Annotated in this window: 14 protein-coding genes; 4 read left to right on the top strand and 10 right to left on the bottom strand. The window is 43.9% G+C overall.

The window, feature by feature from the left end:
- Positions 1-81: 81 nt before the first annotated feature.
- Both L4D74_RS20960 and nhaD read right to left on the bottom strand, forming a co-directional pair.
- Positions 82-1,644, bottom strand: a complete 1,563-nt coding sequence (locus L4D74_RS20960) for a hypothetical protein (RefSeq protein ID WP_428754465.1) — start codon at positions 1,642-1,644, stop codon at positions 82-84.
- 290 nt (positions 1,645-1,934) lie between these two features.
- The gene (gene nhaD, locus L4D74_RS20955) at positions 1,935-3,392 is read right to left on the bottom strand and encodes a sodium:proton antiporter NhaD (protein WP_428754464.1); all 1,458 of its coding nucleotides are present in this window, start codon (positions 3,390-3,392) and stop codon (positions 1,935-1,937) included.
- A 169-nt stretch (positions 3,393-3,561) separates the two neighbouring features.
- Between nhaD and L4D74_RS20950 the strand changes: the two genes are divergently transcribed.
- The gene (locus L4D74_RS20950) at positions 3,562-4,125 is read left to right on the top strand and encodes an SPOR domain-containing protein (protein WP_428754463.1); all 564 of its coding nucleotides are present in this window, start codon (positions 3,562-3,564) and stop codon (positions 4,123-4,125) included.
- A gap of 42 nt (positions 4,126-4,167) precedes the next feature.
- Here L4D74_RS20950 and L4D74_RS20945 read toward each other — a convergent pair whose 3' ends face one another.
- The 5 genes from L4D74_RS20945 to L4D74_RS20925 all read right to left on the bottom strand — a co-directional run bounded on the left by L4D74_RS20945 (position 4,168) and on the right by L4D74_RS20925 (position 10,065).
- The gene (locus tag L4D74_RS20945; RefSeq protein ID WP_265676003.1) at positions 4,168-5,034 is read right to left on the bottom strand and encodes a glycerol kinase; all 867 of its coding nucleotides are present in this window, start codon (positions 5,032-5,034) and stop codon (positions 4,168-4,170) included.
- 7 nt (positions 5,035-5,041) lie between these two features.
- Positions 5,042-5,677: a thiamine phosphate synthase gene (gene thiE, locus L4D74_RS20940; protein ID WP_265676002.1), complete on the bottom strand. Its 636-nt coding sequence runs from the start codon at positions 5,675-5,677 to the stop codon at positions 5,042-5,044.
- Positions 5,678-5,685: 8 nt separating this feature from the next.
- Entirely contained in the window at positions 5,686-6,477 is a 792-nt protein-coding gene (gene thiM, locus L4D74_RS20935) for a hydroxyethylthiazole kinase (RefSeq protein WP_428754462.1), read from the bottom strand.
- A 252-nt stretch (positions 6,478-6,729) separates the two neighbouring features.
- Positions 6,730-8,925: a TonB-dependent receptor domain-containing protein gene (locus L4D74_RS20930; protein ID WP_428754461.1), complete on the bottom strand. Its 2,196-nt coding sequence runs from the start codon at positions 8,923-8,925 to the stop codon at positions 6,730-6,732.
- 183 nt (positions 8,926-9,108) lie between these two features.
- Positions 9,109-10,065, bottom strand: a complete 957-nt coding sequence (locus L4D74_RS20925; protein WP_428754460.1) for an AEC family transporter — start codon at positions 10,063-10,065, stop codon at positions 9,109-9,111.
- Between the two features lie 180 nt (positions 10,066-10,245).
- Here L4D74_RS20925 and L4D74_RS20920 point away from each other — a divergent pair, with 180 nt between their 5' ends.
- From L4D74_RS20920 to L4D74_RS20910, 3 genes are all read left to right on the top strand, one after another.
- Positions 10,246-10,842, top strand: a complete 597-nt coding sequence (locus L4D74_RS20920) for a TetR/AcrR family transcriptional regulator (RefSeq protein WP_428754459.1) — start codon at positions 10,246-10,248, stop codon at positions 10,840-10,842.
- 83 nt (positions 10,843-10,925) lie between these two features.
- Positions 10,926-11,795 (top strand): alpha/beta fold hydrolase, encoded by an 870-nt coding sequence (locus tag L4D74_RS20915; RefSeq protein WP_428754458.1) that lies wholly within the window; start codon positions 10,926-10,928, stop codon positions 11,793-11,795.
- Between the two features lie 317 nt (positions 11,796-12,112).
- Positions 12,113-13,501 carry an SLC13 family permease gene (locus tag L4D74_RS20910; RefSeq protein WP_428754457.1) on the top strand — a complete coding sequence of 463 codons (1,389 nt, stop codon included), beginning with the start codon at positions 12,113-12,115 and terminating at the stop codon, positions 13,499-13,501.
- Positions 13,502-13,623: 122 nt separating this feature from the next.
- On the opposite strand, the gene L4D74_RS20905 is transcribed toward L4D74_RS20910, so the two are convergent.
- From L4D74_RS20905 to L4D74_RS20895, 3 genes are all read right to left on the bottom strand, one after another.
- Positions 13,624-14,238, bottom strand: coding sequence for an SGNH/GDSL hydrolase family protein (locus tag L4D74_RS20905; protein ID WP_428754456.1), 615 nt, complete (start codon positions 14,236-14,238; stop codon positions 13,624-13,626).
- 134 nt (positions 14,239-14,372) lie between these two features.
- A complete protein-coding gene (locus L4D74_RS20900) occupies positions 14,373-15,035 on the bottom strand; it encodes a DUF2057 family protein (RefSeq protein WP_428754455.1) in 663 nt (220 codons plus the stop codon).
- 121 nt (positions 15,036-15,156) lie between these two features.
- The gene (locus L4D74_RS20895; RefSeq protein WP_428754454.1) at positions 15,157-15,588 is read right to left on the bottom strand and encodes a PACE efflux transporter; all 432 of its coding nucleotides are present in this window, start codon (positions 15,586-15,588) and stop codon (positions 15,157-15,159) included.
- Positions 15,589-16,017: the final 429 nt, after the last annotated feature.

Raw genomic sequence — 16,017 nt, 5'->3', positions numbered from 1 at the left:
CAGATTTGGCAGTAAATGTTTAACCAGAGTCGTCAATGAACCAAGTTGGCCTCGCTGATATCGAGGCCAAAACTTTAACGATTACTGAACCAAGGTGTCATGGTAATCCAGCAACGAATTCCCGCTAGTTTGTACCGAAAGATAGCTAGGTTGGTTAAAACCTGAATTATCGCCTTGCCAAGCAAGGTGCCCTAATACCGACGTTAATTGTTCGCCAGAATCAATGGGATCAAGATAGGACAGCAAAGGTTCGGCTGACAGGTTTTGGCATTGAATCGTACTGTTGTTGTTTCCTAAATCGTTGAGGGTACAGTCAATGCCGTCAATTGGGTGCCATTGCCACAAGCGAGCGGGCGTTGCGAGTTGTACCGTGATCGAAAATGGTTCAAGAGAGGCAGCATAATAGGGTGAAACGACGCCTTCTAGTTGAACTTTACCCTGCATGGAGTCCCACCAAGTTAACGTCACGTGAGCGGTCGGTATATCGTCAACATTACTAGGGTCTGAAAAACCGAGAAATTCACTAAGGTTTGAGAACTGGTCGTTATCTAAATCCTCAGCACTGTCATCAATCAGAGGGTTGAGACCGAAAAATGCTTCGTAGCCATCCCACAGCTTGTCACCATCTTGATCACTAAAGTTAATCAATTTCGGATTGCTGAGTATCCAAGATGGCATTATTTTGTCAAAAGAGAGCGTATTATCGCTATTATTTTTGATAACAATATGACTGGTCATTTCAAATTGATCTGGCATATCAGCGTTGGACTCTGTCTCATGATATTGCGCGGTGAGCAGCATAATATTATCGATAGCCGTAAATTGTAAAGTCCCTCCAGCGAGCACGAGTGGGGTCCCTAACACGTTTGGTAAATTTGAGTCTTGTTGAAAATACTTTAAATCTTTCGAAGAAATATCAATGTATCCAGTGTCAGACAAAAAGATCTTACCAGAGTGGTTCGTATAATTGGTGAAGAAAATATTACTTGAATCAGGAAAATATGCCGAACTCTTAACATCAACCAATATGGATTCTTCGTCGGTATTCGTATTAACGCTGATATTACTTTCTTTGGTATGCTGACAAGAACCTAAATTGTTCTCCTTGATGGTGCCATCAATTTGAGTATAACGACCATCAGGTTGGGTGATTTTAAAGTTGGCGTATGAGGTGCTCATGGTTACTGGTTGCATGAGCTGTATATTGGATTCATACACATTGATTTGTAATGTGCCATCGAGGATAACACCGCTCCCATCAAGGTCGCATTGTTGATAGTGTTGAATGTGATAACCCGTTTGAGTGAGAGAGTTAATATGCGTCGTAGTTGTACCTGTGCCAGTGGCACAGTTAAGTGCTTGGTCTACTTGATTTAAAGGGGCTATAGCACGTTGCGAAGCATAGGTGGTGACATTAGGTGTCCATGATGAATTGTTGAAAAGTAATGTATTACTGAGCGTAGCAGACAGTTTTTCCGGTGTGATTTTTTTGGCCTGATCCATATTACCTTGGTAGATTGGCACTGTGTTTAAGGATGGAAAACTTTGGCTGTTACTTGTGCTTGCATCATTGCTTCCTCCGCCACCACAGGCGGTAAGTACGCTCACTGCTATTGACGCGAAAATATAAATGTTAATATTCATTCTTGTATCCAATATTGATATATAAGTTTTTAAATTTGAAAGGACTAATAAAATTAACGCTATTAATAGCCGTTTCAGATCTCGAAGGGGGAGTTACACCTACTCTATATTGGTAGGTTTATAGGTTTATAGGTTTATAGGTTTATAGGTTTATAGGAAAGAAATGTTATATTAAGGAAGGGTATACAGAACGTGATTATATTCGCGTTTATAAAATAGTGTGTAAATTAATATTCTGATGATTCATAAATAAAAGCGAGAACGATTTTCATCGTTCTCGCCCTGTTCTGTTAGAATAAATGGCCATTTAAACTAAGGTGGAGCAAGATACTTGCCGCATAACCAAGTGCAATAACTGGCGCCCATTTTAAATGACCAAAGAAGGTATATTTTCCATGAGCTGCGCCCATTAAGGCAACCCCAGCCGCTGAACCAATAGAGAGTAAACTGCCGCCAACCCCAGCGGTTAAGGTGACCAACAACCAGTTGCCCATTGAAAGCTCTGGGCTCATTGTCAGTACGGCAAACATAACAGGGATGTTGTCGACAATGGCTGAAAGTATACCTACCATGACGTTGGCCCAGATAGGATCCCATTGGGTGTACATGATTTCAGAAACCACGCCTAGATAACCGAGTAAGCTCAATCCACCAACACACATCACCACGCCATAGAAAAATAGCAAGGTATCCCACTCGGCGTGGGATACTCGACGAAATACATCAAAAGGCACAATTGAACCTAAGCGCTTGAGTGCCATTTCATCATTATTGGCAATGGCCATCGCTTTCTTTTTAGCAATAGAGCGGGGCAGAGTTCGGCGTAGGAAAAAACCAAAAAACTGTAAATAGGCGAGTCCCATCATCATTCCCATGACTGGTGGGAAATGCAGTACAGCATGGAATGCGACAGCGGTGGCGATGGTGAGAATAAACAGGCCAACAATTCTTAGTGAACCACGTTTTAGTTCGATATGTTCGTGAACAGCATCGGGTTGTGTCTTGGGGACAAAGAAAGACATAATAATTGCGGGGATAAGATAGTTTACGACAGAAGGTAGAAAGAGTGGCATAAACTCAGAAAATGAGACATGTCCTGCCTGCCACACCATTAACGTGGTTATATCGCCAAATGGGCTAAACGCTCCGCCAGCGTTGGCGGCGATAACAATGTTAATACAAGCAATGTTGACAAACTTTAGATTACTTCCGCCCACTTTAAGGACGACGGCGCACATCAACAGAGCGGTTGTTAAGTTATCGGCAATAGGGGAGATAAAAAAAGATAGGATGCCGGTTAACCAAAACAACGTTCGAAAATTGAATCCTTTTCCCACCATCCAAGACTGAAGGGCATCGAACAATCGCCTTTCTTCCATTGCCGATATGTAAGTCATGGCAACCAATAGGAATAGTAGCAGCTCTGCGTATTCAAGCAGGTTGTGCTCTAAGGCCGCTTTCGCGACTTCCACTTGATCGAACTCTTTGTAAACGAATCCGATGATGATCCATATAAGACCTGCGGCGAGCAAGACGGGTTTGGATTTTCGTAGTTGCAGGTATTCCTCCATCATCACTAAGGTATAAGCGAGCCCAAAAATAATCAGGGCGGCATAGCCGACGGTCGATTGGGTTAGGTTTAGGGGCTCAGTGGAGGTGATAGTGGAAGCAAGGGCGGAGGTAGAAAAAAGAATGGTGGCAACTAAAAAGAGTAGAAAACAAAAGGGCCGTTGACGCGTCTTAATCATGTTTTGATCCTTCAAAAGCAAATAAAATCAGTCATTAACATTAACTACACGATATTTTAAAATGAAATCAACAAAATCGTTGTGAGCTAACTCTTATCTAAAGAAAACGCTGTTCATTTTTTGACAACCTTCGCTTCTCATCTAGTCTCTTAAAGAATAAGGAGAGAATATGTCACCTAAAGGATTGATACTGCTTCTATTATTGTTTGTTACCAACACAGTTAGCGCAGGCGCTAAGGATTGCTATGTTGTCAGAAATGCGGACGAATCCGGTCAATCTACTGCTGTTCCTACGCTAAATGCTGAGTGCCCAATTGGGAAGGGGAGTTGGGGAGATGCAGAGATACAACCTAAGCCGCAGACATATTGGGTCCAGTGTGGTTTCTTTCGCTCTTCTATTAGCGTAGACAAGTGGAAGCTCCTACAGCAGCGATTAGGTGATCGAGTGTGGGTTAAACCGGAGAAGGAAGGTTCACGCTGTTTAATTGGACCATACGATAGTTATCGCCAAGCCAAGGTGGGGCAATCTACATTGCAGGCTTTACCTGATTACAAAGATGCATTTCTGCGAGCCTTACCTCAAGATATTAGTGTTAAAACGGTGCGCTCCACCAAACGACAATCGTCTGATAGAAAATACGAGACTCCGCCAGCGAATGCAAAGTGGCAAGTGACCACCCCTTATATGATCGCTGGTGAGCATGCTCGGCAAGATTGCTTGTGCTTTTTTTAAATAATAGTGATGCAATGTAGTGTTGGGATGGACACCATTACATTAGTAAGCACGGATCCCAAACGGTCTAAGCTTTAGCGGTAGAATTGTATCGAGCTGCTCTAACTCTTCAGGGAAAATTTCAATGAGATCAAACTCATGGTCGTGATAGAGCTGGCGAGTTTTTTCAATCGTCTTAGTATCGACAGGGCCGTTATCGGTGCCCCAAAACTGAATGTAAACTTTGCCCTGTGGTAGGTAAAAGTCGCTAATTACATCGGTGTCGATCGGAAGTTGGCGCTGATAGGCGTGTAGAACGCTGCCCATATAAAGCCAATTATCAATGATGAGTTCGCCTTTGGATTGGACATAATGGCCATCTAAGGTCCGGTGTTTGGCTGAGAACTTTTGTTTAAACCGAGAAAAAGAGCGGTCGGTTGATTGATTATCTGCGTCGCTGCCTTTGAATTCCCCCACCGATTGCTTCAGCCGCTTATTGCGAAGCAGACTAGGGTGCCAAAGTACAAATGTGGCATCTTTCACCGAGTCGATACGCTGAAATGCGCCCGCTCTTAATCCGCTTTGTGTTACCAGCCATTGCTGCCCTTCTCGCTTAATCCAACCTAATTCGCTTAGCAGCAAGTTGATTTTTTTGGCGGGCATTGAAAAGTATTCGCCAATTTGAGTCGCGCTTAAGTGAGCATCTGAAATGAGAGTATCATCAATAATTAGGTTTGTTGGCCAGACAATAAATCGTCCGTATTTTTCACTTTCTCTATACTCTCCACCAAAGCGAAAGCCAATGTCAGTAAGTAGCCACTTCGACTCATGCCAAGATAGGTAGCCCGCTTGTTTTAAGGTTGTGAATAAATCTTTCGCAACCATGTCTCGGTGTTTCGCTAATGCGGATGTGGAGAGTTTATCGTTCATTGTGATCCTAGAGTTGTGGTGGATGAGCCAATAACCGTGTTAACTCACGGGCAGCTTGTTGCGGAGAGCTCGCATGGCTAATGGCAGACACCAGAGCAATACCATGAACGCCAGTTTGGGCGATGGCAGAGATGTTTGTCTTGTTAATACCACCAATGGCGACAATCGGTAGTGTCGTTTGGTTGAGGGCATTTTCGAGGCCAACTAGTCCCCATTGTTTTTTAATATTACTTTTGGTCGCGGTCGCAAAGATTGCGCTTAACCCAATATAATCAATCGGTAGGTTGTTAGCGTGTTTAAGCTGCTGCTCATTTTCAATAGATAGCCCGAGTAGCTTGTTTGGTCCGAGTAACTGACGTGCGAGTTCGACAGGCATATCGGACTGCCCCAAGTGAACCCCATCGGCGTTAATCGCTAACGCGACATCAACGCGGTCGTTAATGATTAAAGGCACGTTCGAGCCTTCTAACACTTGCTTTATCGCCGCCGCCTTGTTGATAAAGGCGCGTATATCATGATGCTTTTCTCGTACTTGCACCATGGTTACGCCACCTTGAACCGCTTGTTCAACAACCTTGAGCTGAGTTTGAAGATCCTGCTGCTCATCAGTGACGAGGTAGAGACGATAAGGATTTAGCGGCATGTTTATTCCTAGATTTCGTTGATACTTAATCGTTCAGAAAGTGTCTTGGCATCAAGTTGATACAAGGCATCGAGTAAATTGAGTTGCAGTGAACCTGGACCATTTGATTGCTCGGCTGCGATCTCGCCTGCCACACCAAATACGGCGGCAGCGGCAGCACCAGTGTTATCACCGACCGCAGCAAAAGCGCCTGTTACAGCAGAGAGTGAACAACCCATAGCAGTCACGTAAGGCATCATTTCATGGCCATTGTTCAAAGCGATGGTGGAATTAGGGCTAACGATGTAATCCGTTTTGCCTGAAATCACCACGCTACATTGGTATGCATCAACTAGGGATTTAGCGGCGTTAAGTGCAGCCTCACTACTATCCAATGCGTCAACACCTTTGTTGTGACCTTGCTCACCCGCCATGGCAATGATTTCTGACGCATTGCCGCGAATGATGAGGTGTTTTGCCGCTTCTGCAAGTTGACGGGCTGTGGATGTTCTTAACTGGCTTGCCCCGCAGCCAACCGGGTCGAGGACAACCGTTTTGTCGTGTAAATTGGCCTGTTCGACAGCGAAAAACATCCCCGGTCGCCATACACTATCGATAGTGCCTATATTGATGACCAGTGCGCCGGCAAACGCCATCATCTCAGCCATCTCTTGTTTAGAATGCGCCATGATAGGAGAAGCACCGACAGCAAGAAGTGCATTGGCAGTGTTGTTCATAGCAACGAAATTAGTAATGTTAACCACAAGCGGTTTATTTTCACGCACTTGTTGTAGGTACTCGACAATTTTGCTTTTGTTCATTATTCGTCATTTTTTATGGTATGAGGTGGCAAGTATTCTAGCAGAGTGCGGTTGGTTTGCTATGCAATTTAGTTGAGTGGCGGTATGGCATTCAGGTCGATGGACGACACCCTCGTCAATGTTGAGTGGGCGATTAATGTGAGAGCTTGGTCAATAGGTGAGATGTCTGTTGTTGTGCTTAGGTGGCTTGTCTAACAGGAAAAAGGAGGGGAACCTTCACACGCGATCGGCAATGTGAAGGTTGGTAAGTGTCTAAAAATCGTAGGTCATACTCAATCTAACTTCTCTTCCGGGCCCAGGTACACCATTGGAAAGGTAGGGTTGATAATAAATATCGGCAATGTTCTTAACCGTTGCCCTTAGCATCAGGTCTTTCATCGTTTGTGGCTGCCAACTCACGTAGATGTCTTGTAATGTGTACTGGTCACTGGCCTGAGGGAAGTAGATCGAATCTTCCACTTTAGTTTGCGCGTCATACCAACGTAGTTTGTAGCCGGTTGTTAATCCATTGAGCCATGTGTAGCCGAGGCCAGCTTTTATAGTCAATGGTGGGAGCCCATACATATATTGGTCATCGCCGCTGGAGTCGACAATGGAGCCATTATGTTTTCCTTCGATATAGCTCGCTGATAAATCGCTATAAAATCCAGCGAGTCGATATTGAACTTGAACATCAACACCATAGTTTCGATAACCATCTAAGTTCACTTTCCAGCTCTGCAGGGTATTACGATCGTCCACTAAATTCTGTTTTACACGATTCATAACGTCGTTACTGACATCATTGTAAAATCCAGTCACTTCAGTCGATACACTATCATTTTCATTAAATAGTCCAGAAAGATTGTTGATAATGCTGGCTCGATACGCGTGAATTCGCTGAGCTTCAAGGTCACGAGAGCTTGCAGAGGCTTTCGCCCTTGCATATTGAACAGAATATATATTGTCTATCGTCGGCGCTTTCATTTGGTAGGCGTAAGCGAGGTTAAGCAGTGTGTTGACGGTTAGATCGTAGTCCAGTTGTACCCTAGGACTGAATCCAGAGTGTGTCACTTCACTAAAATCATGTCCTGCAGCGGGGTCGTTATAGTCGGGAGCCAAATTGGCTTTGCCTTTGGATACGATGTAGTCATAGCGAATTGACGGTGAAAGTCTTAGATGGTCAGTGACGGTTATATGGTCTGAAACATAAGCAGAATAGGTGGTTTGAGTGCCTGACGGGTCATAGTAAGGAGTGAAAATACCATAATTTTTGGCGGGCTTGTTGTAGGTTTTGGTCGCGTTATGCACGAGCGTATCCCGCTCATTTTTCTCGTATTGGATGCCCATGGTCAGAGTGTGACGACCTAATGTCATTTCATTATTGATATCGATATAGTCTCGTTGATATGACGCCCATGACTCATGTCCATAGGCACCAATAGAGACGAACATTTTTTTCCATGCGACATCAGGTCTTCGCCAGTGACGTTCATTGTTAGACCGTGCAGCGACCGCATTGAGGTTCACCAGTTTTGAATTAGGGTTGTATTGATAGCGTAGAGAAGTGGTACTGTCTTCATACTCGTTCTGTACGGTGTAAGCATATTTAGCGGCTTCAAGGGAGCCATATTTCTTGATATTCCAGTCGCTAATTTTAGCAAACTCACCTCTGCGATTCGCCCAAGGTTTACGACCGTTGTCTGTGTATCTAGTATGGCTTAACTCAATAAGGTGCTGATTCGTTTCGTAGCCAAGTTTCATCAGACTGTTGTTTTGCGTATAATCAGAATATTCCAATGCATCGCCGCCAGCGATTCGAATGTCGTTGGAGTCTTTCCACGTCCCAGATGCTAAGAAATACAGTCCTGAATTTGTTTTCCCAAACGCGGTCAAACCGACATGTTTTTGGTCGTCGTTGTCGTTGTATCCAACATGTGTTCTCACACCAATATTTCGATTGGGTTTTAGTAACTCATCGACGGATTTGGTGCGGATACGAATGGTACCACCGAACTTTCCGCCTGATTGGTAATCATGAGCACCCTTAACAATCTCTGCATCACCGATGAGGTACGGGTCGAAAAAGAACGTACCATAGCGATATTGTTGAAAGCCTATTGGTGCGCCATCAACATACATGCCAATATCACTCGGATCAGAAAACCCCCAAATATTAATTTTCTCTCCGCCAGATCTTGCTCCACCGTCAAAACTTGCGCCGGGTATATCCTCAAACAGTTCAACAAGATTGGTTGGTTGCTCAATTTCGATTTGCTCCCGAGCAATGAGAGATTCTCCCGGCTTATCTATGGTTATTGGGCGGCTATAATTGGTGCCATAGACCTGCATGACTTCTGTTGCAGTCTTGGTGTCATTTGAGGAGTGGCTGGGTGATTCTTGGGCAAGTAATGGAACTGAAAAAATGGAAGTAGCAAGTAAAATGAAGTGGTTAAATGTAGCATTCATTATTGTAATATTTATCGTATTGAATAGAGGGGCAAATAGTACTGCTCATAACCCAATAGATCAAAATGATAATCATTATCATTACATTTTTTATACTCTCCATGACATTCTGTGACATTTGTTTGGGCTCAAAGAAGGTCAGTTAGACGTAATAAGAGCGATTGATGGTATGCAGTGCGAGTGTTAAAGCAGATCGAACGACGATAAAATTACAATACCTAACGTACATGTGATGGCCGATAACACAGTTGTGAAGGCAATGATATTAGCGGCGAGTGCAGAATTACTCCCCATTGCTCGTGCCATGACATAGCTAGCGGCAGCAACAGGAGACGCGTTCATGAAGAAGATAATCCCCATTTCGATGCCCTTAAAGCCCATTAGATAGGCGGCAAGGGTAATGCTGATTGGTGCCAATAGAAGCTTATAACCGGTCGCAAACCACGACGCAGCTTGTTCATTTTTCATTGAGTTAAGGTTTAGCGATCCCCCTGTACACAGTAGAGCCAATGGTAATGTCATGCGGGCGAAGTAGTTTCCGGCATCCACCGCTATCTCGGGCACTGGTATGGAGAGGCTATAGAATACGATGCCAAATACAATGGCGATGATGAGCGGGTTTTTGGTGAGTGTTCTAAGCATGACTTTTCCCGCTTTTGTCCCAGATGCTTCTGAGCGAGGTGTCAGGCAGATAACGGCTTGGACGTTATATAGAAATGTTGTGGCGGCAACATACAGCGCGGCGAGAGCAACCCCTTGGTCACCGTAGGCATTTGCCACATAGGCTAGCCCAATAATAGCGGTGTTAGAGCGAAATCCACCTTGAATAATCACGCCTTTGTCAGGTGAGTTTCGAAACCAATAATTAACAGAGAGTGTGGTAAAAACAAAAAACAAGATGCTGGCAATGAGCCCAAAGCCAACAAATTGGCTAGCGGCAGAAAAGTCATGCTTAGCGGTCACTATGCTTAGAAATAGCATGGCAGGCAGTGTGACTTGAAAAACCAGCTTTGAAGCCACATAGATAAAATTTTCGTTGATCAAACCAATGCGTTTGAAGATGACACCAAGAATAAGCATCAAACAAATTGGACCGGTTATTGATAAGGAAAAATGCAGCTGCTCCATAAGAACATTCATAACTCAATCCATGTTTGCTAGGGGACGTCGATGCGGCTATTTTAAGCGGCTATTTTAATGAGTGATAGTGTCCCATAGGTAGACCGACAATTAAACGTGTGTTGATAAATATAATAACGGCCTGTTGCTAAATAGCACGACCGTGCTAAATTAAAGGCAATGATTCGACATGAGGTGAAAATGAGTAAGGGCAAACTAACCAAAGAACATATTCTTTGTCAGGCTTTTGAATTAGCGAGCCGAGAGGGGTTAGAGAGCCTAACTATTGGCGAGCTTGCCAAGCAGTGTGGCCTGTCAAAAAGTGGTTTGTTTTCGCATTTTAACTCGAAGACGAATCTACAAGTTGCCGTAGTAGAATACGCTGAAGTTACATTTCAGGCGCGTGTGATTGGTCCAGTTAGAGCCTGCGAATACCAACACATTCGGCTGAAAATTAATCACTTAATTGATAATTGGATAAGCTGGAACCAGTCGTTTCAAGGAAGCTGCATGTTTATTGATGCATGGCGTGATAGCCAGCAGGATGATTTGCAATCGGCATTGCGTAGTACGATTCATCGCTGGATAAACTACTTAACGATTCAAATTGAAAAAGGAATGGCAAGCGGTGAATTTAAAGCGGATTTGGATCCAAAGCAGGCAACGTTTGAACTCTACGGGCAGTATCTGAGTGCTCATGTGTTTTATTCACTTGTCGGTGAGCAGGAGAGCAGCCAGCGTTTTAGTAAAAGTGTTGAACGTTTGATGGATTCTTGGATGGATGATTCGAGAAATTAAATGGTTCAGAGGTTAATCATTCACGAGAAAATATTTACCACAAAAAAGCACGATCGTACGAATCGAGAGAAAGGAAGTGAGTCATGAGCGACAAAATCTATTTCAACACATCAAAAAAATTTAGTTTTAAGAAGCGACTGGTGAATCTTACCACTCGCACGCATCATAAATTGGCACCGAACCATGCGAAAAATATCGCGAAAAAGTTGTTGTTAACCCCAGTGCGATCTAAGCCAAAAAATGCTCAACCTGATGGGTTGGTTGTCGCGGATGTTGTCACGCGTGAAGGGGTTCTAAAAACGTATCGTTTGGGTCAGGGACCTGTGTGGATTTTGACGCATGGCTGGTCTGGTACGGCAAGCCAGTTCTATCCATTGATGGAGTATATTGCTCAGCAAGGTTATACCGCTTTAGCGTACGATCACCCTGCCCATGGAGAAAGTGAAGGTCAGTATGGGCATATTCCAGCTTTCATTGGTGGTTTAGAAGGACTTTTGGACAGTGAGGGCGATGTCGCGGGTTTGGTTGGGCATAGTATGGGAACTGCTGCAGCGCTTGAGTGTAAACATGCAAAGCTGGTGGATAAACCTTTATTGCTTATCGCCCCTGTCTTGGATTATGTCGATAACTTGTTTGGTAGTGTCGCTCGATCGGGTTACTCAATGCGCCTTTTTGAAGCGGTGGTTGGGGACATAGAAGACCAGTATCGCTACCCAATTCAATCTATTGATCCTTATCAGAAACTGTCACGTCGGCAAGCCGAAACTATTATTGTTCACGATAAGAAGGACAAATTTACCAAGTACGATGTGTCAGAAAAGGCATCAAAAGAAATGGATCGCGTCACTTTAGTGACGACTCAAGGTCAGGGGCACGGTCGAGTGATGCAATGCCAAGAAACAAAAGAAAGTTTTGGCCGATTACTGGCTAGTATACCTATTCCTATGTCGTGATCGCGAATTGCGTAGTGCTTAAAAAATGAATAGGGATAACGTGTTAGGTGAACTTGTTGCAAATATATCCGTATTGTTGATGTGGTTAACAGATTGATAAATTTGTATTATGCGCTTGATTGGCTATGTGGGATCATGATTTGGTTCCGCAAGTCTTAACAATCGAGAATCAGCGCTTTGCCCCGATTTTAATTTTTATAATGGGCATGGTTAGCGTAAATGATCGCACTTAGATGCCGGTTTTTATTGAGAACTTGTGGTTTTGGGGAATTCACCCCGGGGGACTCCACCCCAGTTAACAAAAGGAAGCCATAATAATGAATAGAAACGATAGTGTCCCTTTGCCCTCTAACACCCGAGAATGGTTTTTAAACCGCAACAGCCTGATTATTCTTGCAGATATCGCGCTGTTTTTTGTCCTTTATAAAACTCTGCCATTTGACCCTAATGTGGTGCTTGGAATCAGTATCCTTGCCTTCATTGCTGTGCTCTGGCTGACGGAAGCGCTGCATGTGACCGTCACTGCAATACTCGTCCCTATCATCGCGGTCTTGTTTGGAGTGTTTGATACTCAGACTGCGCTAAATAACTTTGCCAACTCCATCATATTCTTGTTCTTAGGTGGCTTTGCGCTTGCCGCTGCGATGCACCGACAGGGATTGGATAAAGTGATCGCCGATAAAGTACTGGTCCTTGCCAAAGGGCGGATGAGCGTCGCGGTCTTTATGCTATTTGGTGTGACTGCAGTGCTGTCGATGTGGATCAGTAATACGGCGACAGCGGCGATGATGTTGCCATTGGTATTAGGTGTACTTAGTAAAGTTAATGAAGAAAGTGGCCACAATACTTATGTGTTTGTTTTATTAGGTATTGCTTACAGTGCCAGTATTGGTGGTATTGCAACCATGGTCGGTAGCCCTCCTAACGCGATTGCTGCGGCTGAAGTCGGGTTAACGTTTACCGATTGGATGAAGTTTGGCTTGCCTACGGCGATGATCTTATTACCAATTGCGTTGGCGGTACTCTTTGCCGTGTTGAAGCCAAAACTAGACGGTGAATTCGAAATTAATCATCAAGCGGTAGAGTGGGATAAAGGTAAAATTGTTACGTTACTTATTTTTGCCTTAACCGTTTTCTTTTGGATTTTTAGTAAGCCTATCAATGCCATGATTGGTGGTTACGCGAAGTTTGACACTATTGTCGCATTGGGGGCGATCATCGCGGTGAACTTTGCTCGCGTCGTTCATTGGAAAGACATCGAAAAGACAGCTGACTGGGGCGTGTTATTGCTCTTCGGTGGTGGTATTTGCCTAAGTAATGTCTTGAAAGCGACGGGGACCAGCGTCTTTTTAGCTAATGAACTGAGTGATCTCATTTCTCAATTCGGGTTATTGCTGATTATTTTTGTCATCGCAGCATTTGTGGTGTTCTTGACTGAATTTGCCAGCAATACAGCCAGTGCGGCATTGCTCATCCCTGTCTTTGCGGGGGTGGCTGAAGCCTTTGGGTTATCACCTGTTGTGTTATCTGTACTTATCGCTGTCGCTGCGTCGTGTGCATTTATGCTGCCCGTTGCCACGCCTCCTAATGCGATAGTTTTCGCTTCTGGCCACATCAAGCAGCAGGAAATGATGAAGATTGGTATTTTGCTAAACATCGCTTGTATTATGGCTTTGACGGTCATTGTCATGATGTTCTGGGCGTAGGGCTCAAATCCTCTTCTTATTGGTTAGTCAGTAAGAGGGAAAGCGACTGACTATTCGCACTCTTGTTACAGATAGTGTGCTTGACGTTAGTCGCTTTGATATTTTCCTAATGGTCTTGAAAGTTACCTTATTAGCTTGGCGATAATACCTTGGAGCTGTTCGAAAATGACGTTAGCACCAATAGCAGATAAGTGAATGCCATCATTTTGATAGAGCGCCGTATGACCATGCTCTCGTGCATAGGCTTCAAACGCTTGATAAATATCTACCACTTCAATGCCGAACGGGCCGTGCCCATACATAGTGACTAACCGTTTACTGTGTTCTGTACTTAATGCTTCGATCGCATCTCGAATACGGGTAACCGTTGCCTGTTGGTGAGAAAATAGTGGTAATGATCCAACAGGGTCAATGGGTGAGGTAATCATGACAACAGGTTGAATATTATGATGTTGCGCTTGCGCAATCATCGAGTTGTAATTGCAGGCAACTTCATTAATTGGCGTATCCCAGTTTAGGTCGTTTAGACCACCGAAAATCACAACAATATCGGGTTGTTGTTCGATAACTTGTTGTTGAAATCGTGACAGCATTCCTGTCGTGGTGTCACCTGGAATTCCTAGGTTGGTAAATTGAACCTCGGGAAATTTAGACACTAGGGAGTCAGACCAATTTCGTCCTTCAGTCAGTCCCCAGCCTGCCGTTAGGCTATCACCAAGTAAGGCTATTTTTTTCATTCTTATATGTCCTTATTGTCCTTTGGTCGTTGAGATAACGACCTATACCACGCTATAGGGAATGTGGTGGTGAAAAGTCTGGATTGAAAAAGCCGCTTTTTAAAGCGGCTTTCCGGTATATCTCAGCGGAAGATCTAGTGTTGACTCACGTATTCCTTAAAGCGAGCTTTCGTTTCATCATCTGCTTTGTTGTACCAAAAGATGAGCATTTCTTCAGCTGTGGTGTCGCCTGCGGGAGCATTGACATTGGCGGGTAAAGTGGCAGGGGTAGCCGCTGCAGTTACCGCGACAGCACCTGTAGCGGTAATCGCTGCTACGCCGCCCTTGCGGTTATAATCTTCAGCTTCACGGCTGTAATCACGGCCAATTTGCATGCCATCTTTAATGAGTACATCTTGTTCTATGGCAATTACGTTTCCTTGCTCATCCTTTAATGTCCACGCAAACGCATCGATATCTTTTTTAGCTTGTCGTTCGTTTTGATAACTTGGGACTTCGAGTGTGAGCGTGGTATTGCTTGCGTCAAATCGTGCAATCACCGCTTTACTTGGTACGCTGACACGTTCTTCTCGATTAACGTCAAAATACGGTTCAAAACGGAATACGATTTGATTGGTGCCGTCAGGAAGTGTTGCCGTTTTTCCTGAGGAGAAAAAACCGTTTGACTTAGTGTCGGCTTCGCCAGCATTGACGGATAGTAGGTCAACAGAATCAGGAATGTTTATTGTTACGTCAGCAATAGCGAATGTGCTGCAGCTTGCCAAAAGAGCGCAGGAAAGAATGTTAAGTGCTTTCATTATGGTGTGTCCTTCAAGGATTATTCTCAACAGTTTAGCGCATCTTAGCTTGCCCTCATTGCATAATGAATGCAATGAGTTACTGATGGAATGAAAATAATTTGACAGAACTTGCTTCTATTTACTCGCTGCTGCTTTGTATGTCGGGTAACGGATAGATATTGTCATACATCAGGTTGAAGAAATATGAGTAAAACAGCGCAATTACGACAAAGCCGATGTCAGTCACGATCGCGTCGATAAGCGATAAATTTAACGACCAAGCCAATAATGGGATGGTAGTAAAGAGTAAACCGAACTCAAAAAGTATGGCGTGGATAACACGCTGAGTACTGCTTTTATCAGTTGAACCGTTCAGCCGGTAAAGAACAGCGTCAAACAAATAATTGTAGATAAAATTCCATAGCATCGCGATTGCCGATAACGCCACCGCGGTTATGGTTGCGGTTTCCGCACTAGCACCAAATATAAACATGCATATTGGCGCCGCAAGTAGTAGCAGAAATAGTTCAAATAATATCGTGTGCCTTAATCTATCTGCGGGAGTCCGCATTGCTTTCCTTGCTTCCATTTACTCGATCTCTGTCACAATTCAAAATATTTTGTAAAGACTATACGATTTGTTTAACACTTGGAAGGAGAAAGTATCTACTTTTCGAATTGGTCGGAGGTGTGTTTGCTCTAATAGAGGGAGCTACTCTATGTTGCTGTATAATAAGGATTAATTTAATTTTTTCTATATATACAACAGGGGTGGGCTATTGATGCAGTGAATTATCAATCGTATTTTAGCTTAACCCCTAACCTTTTGTGGGATTATCTATATGCATTGTTAATGGGTCGGCTTTATCTACGGATGGTATTTTAGTAGCATCTTCGTCGCCTATAGCTTTGGCACACACAAAAGGTACTGTTTAGGTATAAGTACCATGAAGAAAGGAATCTCAGTGTGGTACGTAACGAACACGACTAATTGAGATTT

It is taken from the genome of Vibrio cionasavignyae (assembly GCF_050337155.1).
In the GTDB taxonomy this organism is placed as follows: Bacteria; Pseudomonadota; Gammaproteobacteria; order Enterobacterales; family Vibrionaceae; genus Vibrio; species Vibrio nomapromontoriensis.
Note: the sequence above shows the minus strand (reverse complement) of the source record. Positions and strands in the feature narration are given on the sequence as shown.

Coding starts and splice junctions, on each gene's coding strand:
- L4D74_RS20960 (WP_428754465.1), bottom strand. CDS start 1,644: ATGAATATTAACATTTATATTTTCGCGTCAATAGCAGTGAGCGTACTT.
- nhaD (WP_428754464.1), bottom strand. CDS start 3,392: ATGATTAAGACGCGTCAACGGCCCTTTTGTTTTCTACTCTTTTTAGTT.
- L4D74_RS20950 (WP_428754463.1), top strand. CDS start 3,562: ATGTCACCTAAAGGATTGATACTGCTTCTATTATTGTTTGTTACCAAC.
- L4D74_RS20945 (WP_265676003.1), bottom strand. CDS start 5,034: ATGAACGATAAACTCTCCACATCCGCATTAGCGAAACACCGAGACATG.
- thiE (WP_265676002.1), bottom strand. CDS start 5,677: ATGCCGCTAAATCCTTATCGTCTCTACCTCGTCACTGATGAGCAGCAG.
- thiM (WP_428754462.1), bottom strand. CDS start 6,477: ATGAACAAAAGCAAAATTGTCGAGTACCTACAACAAGTGCGTGAAAAT.
- L4D74_RS20930 (WP_428754461.1), bottom strand. CDS start 8,925: ATGAATGCTACATTTAACCACTTCATTTTACTTGCTACTTCCATTTTT.
- L4D74_RS20925 (WP_428754460.1), bottom strand. CDS start 10,065: ATGAATGTTCTTATGGAGCAGCTGCATTTTTCCTTATCAATAACCGGT.
- L4D74_RS20920 (WP_428754459.1), top strand. CDS start 10,246: ATGAGTAAGGGCAAACTAACCAAAGAACATATTCTTTGTCAGGCTTTT.
- L4D74_RS20915 (WP_428754458.1), top strand. CDS start 10,926: ATGAGCGACAAAATCTATTTCAACACATCAAAAAAATTTAGTTTTAAG.
- L4D74_RS20910 (WP_428754457.1), top strand. CDS start 12,113: ATGAATAGAAACGATAGTGTCCCTTTGCCCTCTAACACCCGAGAATGG.
- L4D74_RS20905 (WP_428754456.1), bottom strand. CDS start 14,238: ATGAAAAAAATAGCCTTACTTGGTGATAGCCTAACGGCAGGCTGGGGA.
- L4D74_RS20900 (WP_428754455.1), bottom strand. CDS start 15,035: ATGAAAGCACTTAACATTCTTTCCTGCGCTCTTTTGGCAAGCTGCAGC.
- L4D74_RS20895 (WP_428754454.1), bottom strand. CDS start 15,588: ATGCGGACTCCCGCAGATAGATTAAGGCACACGATATTATTTGAACTA.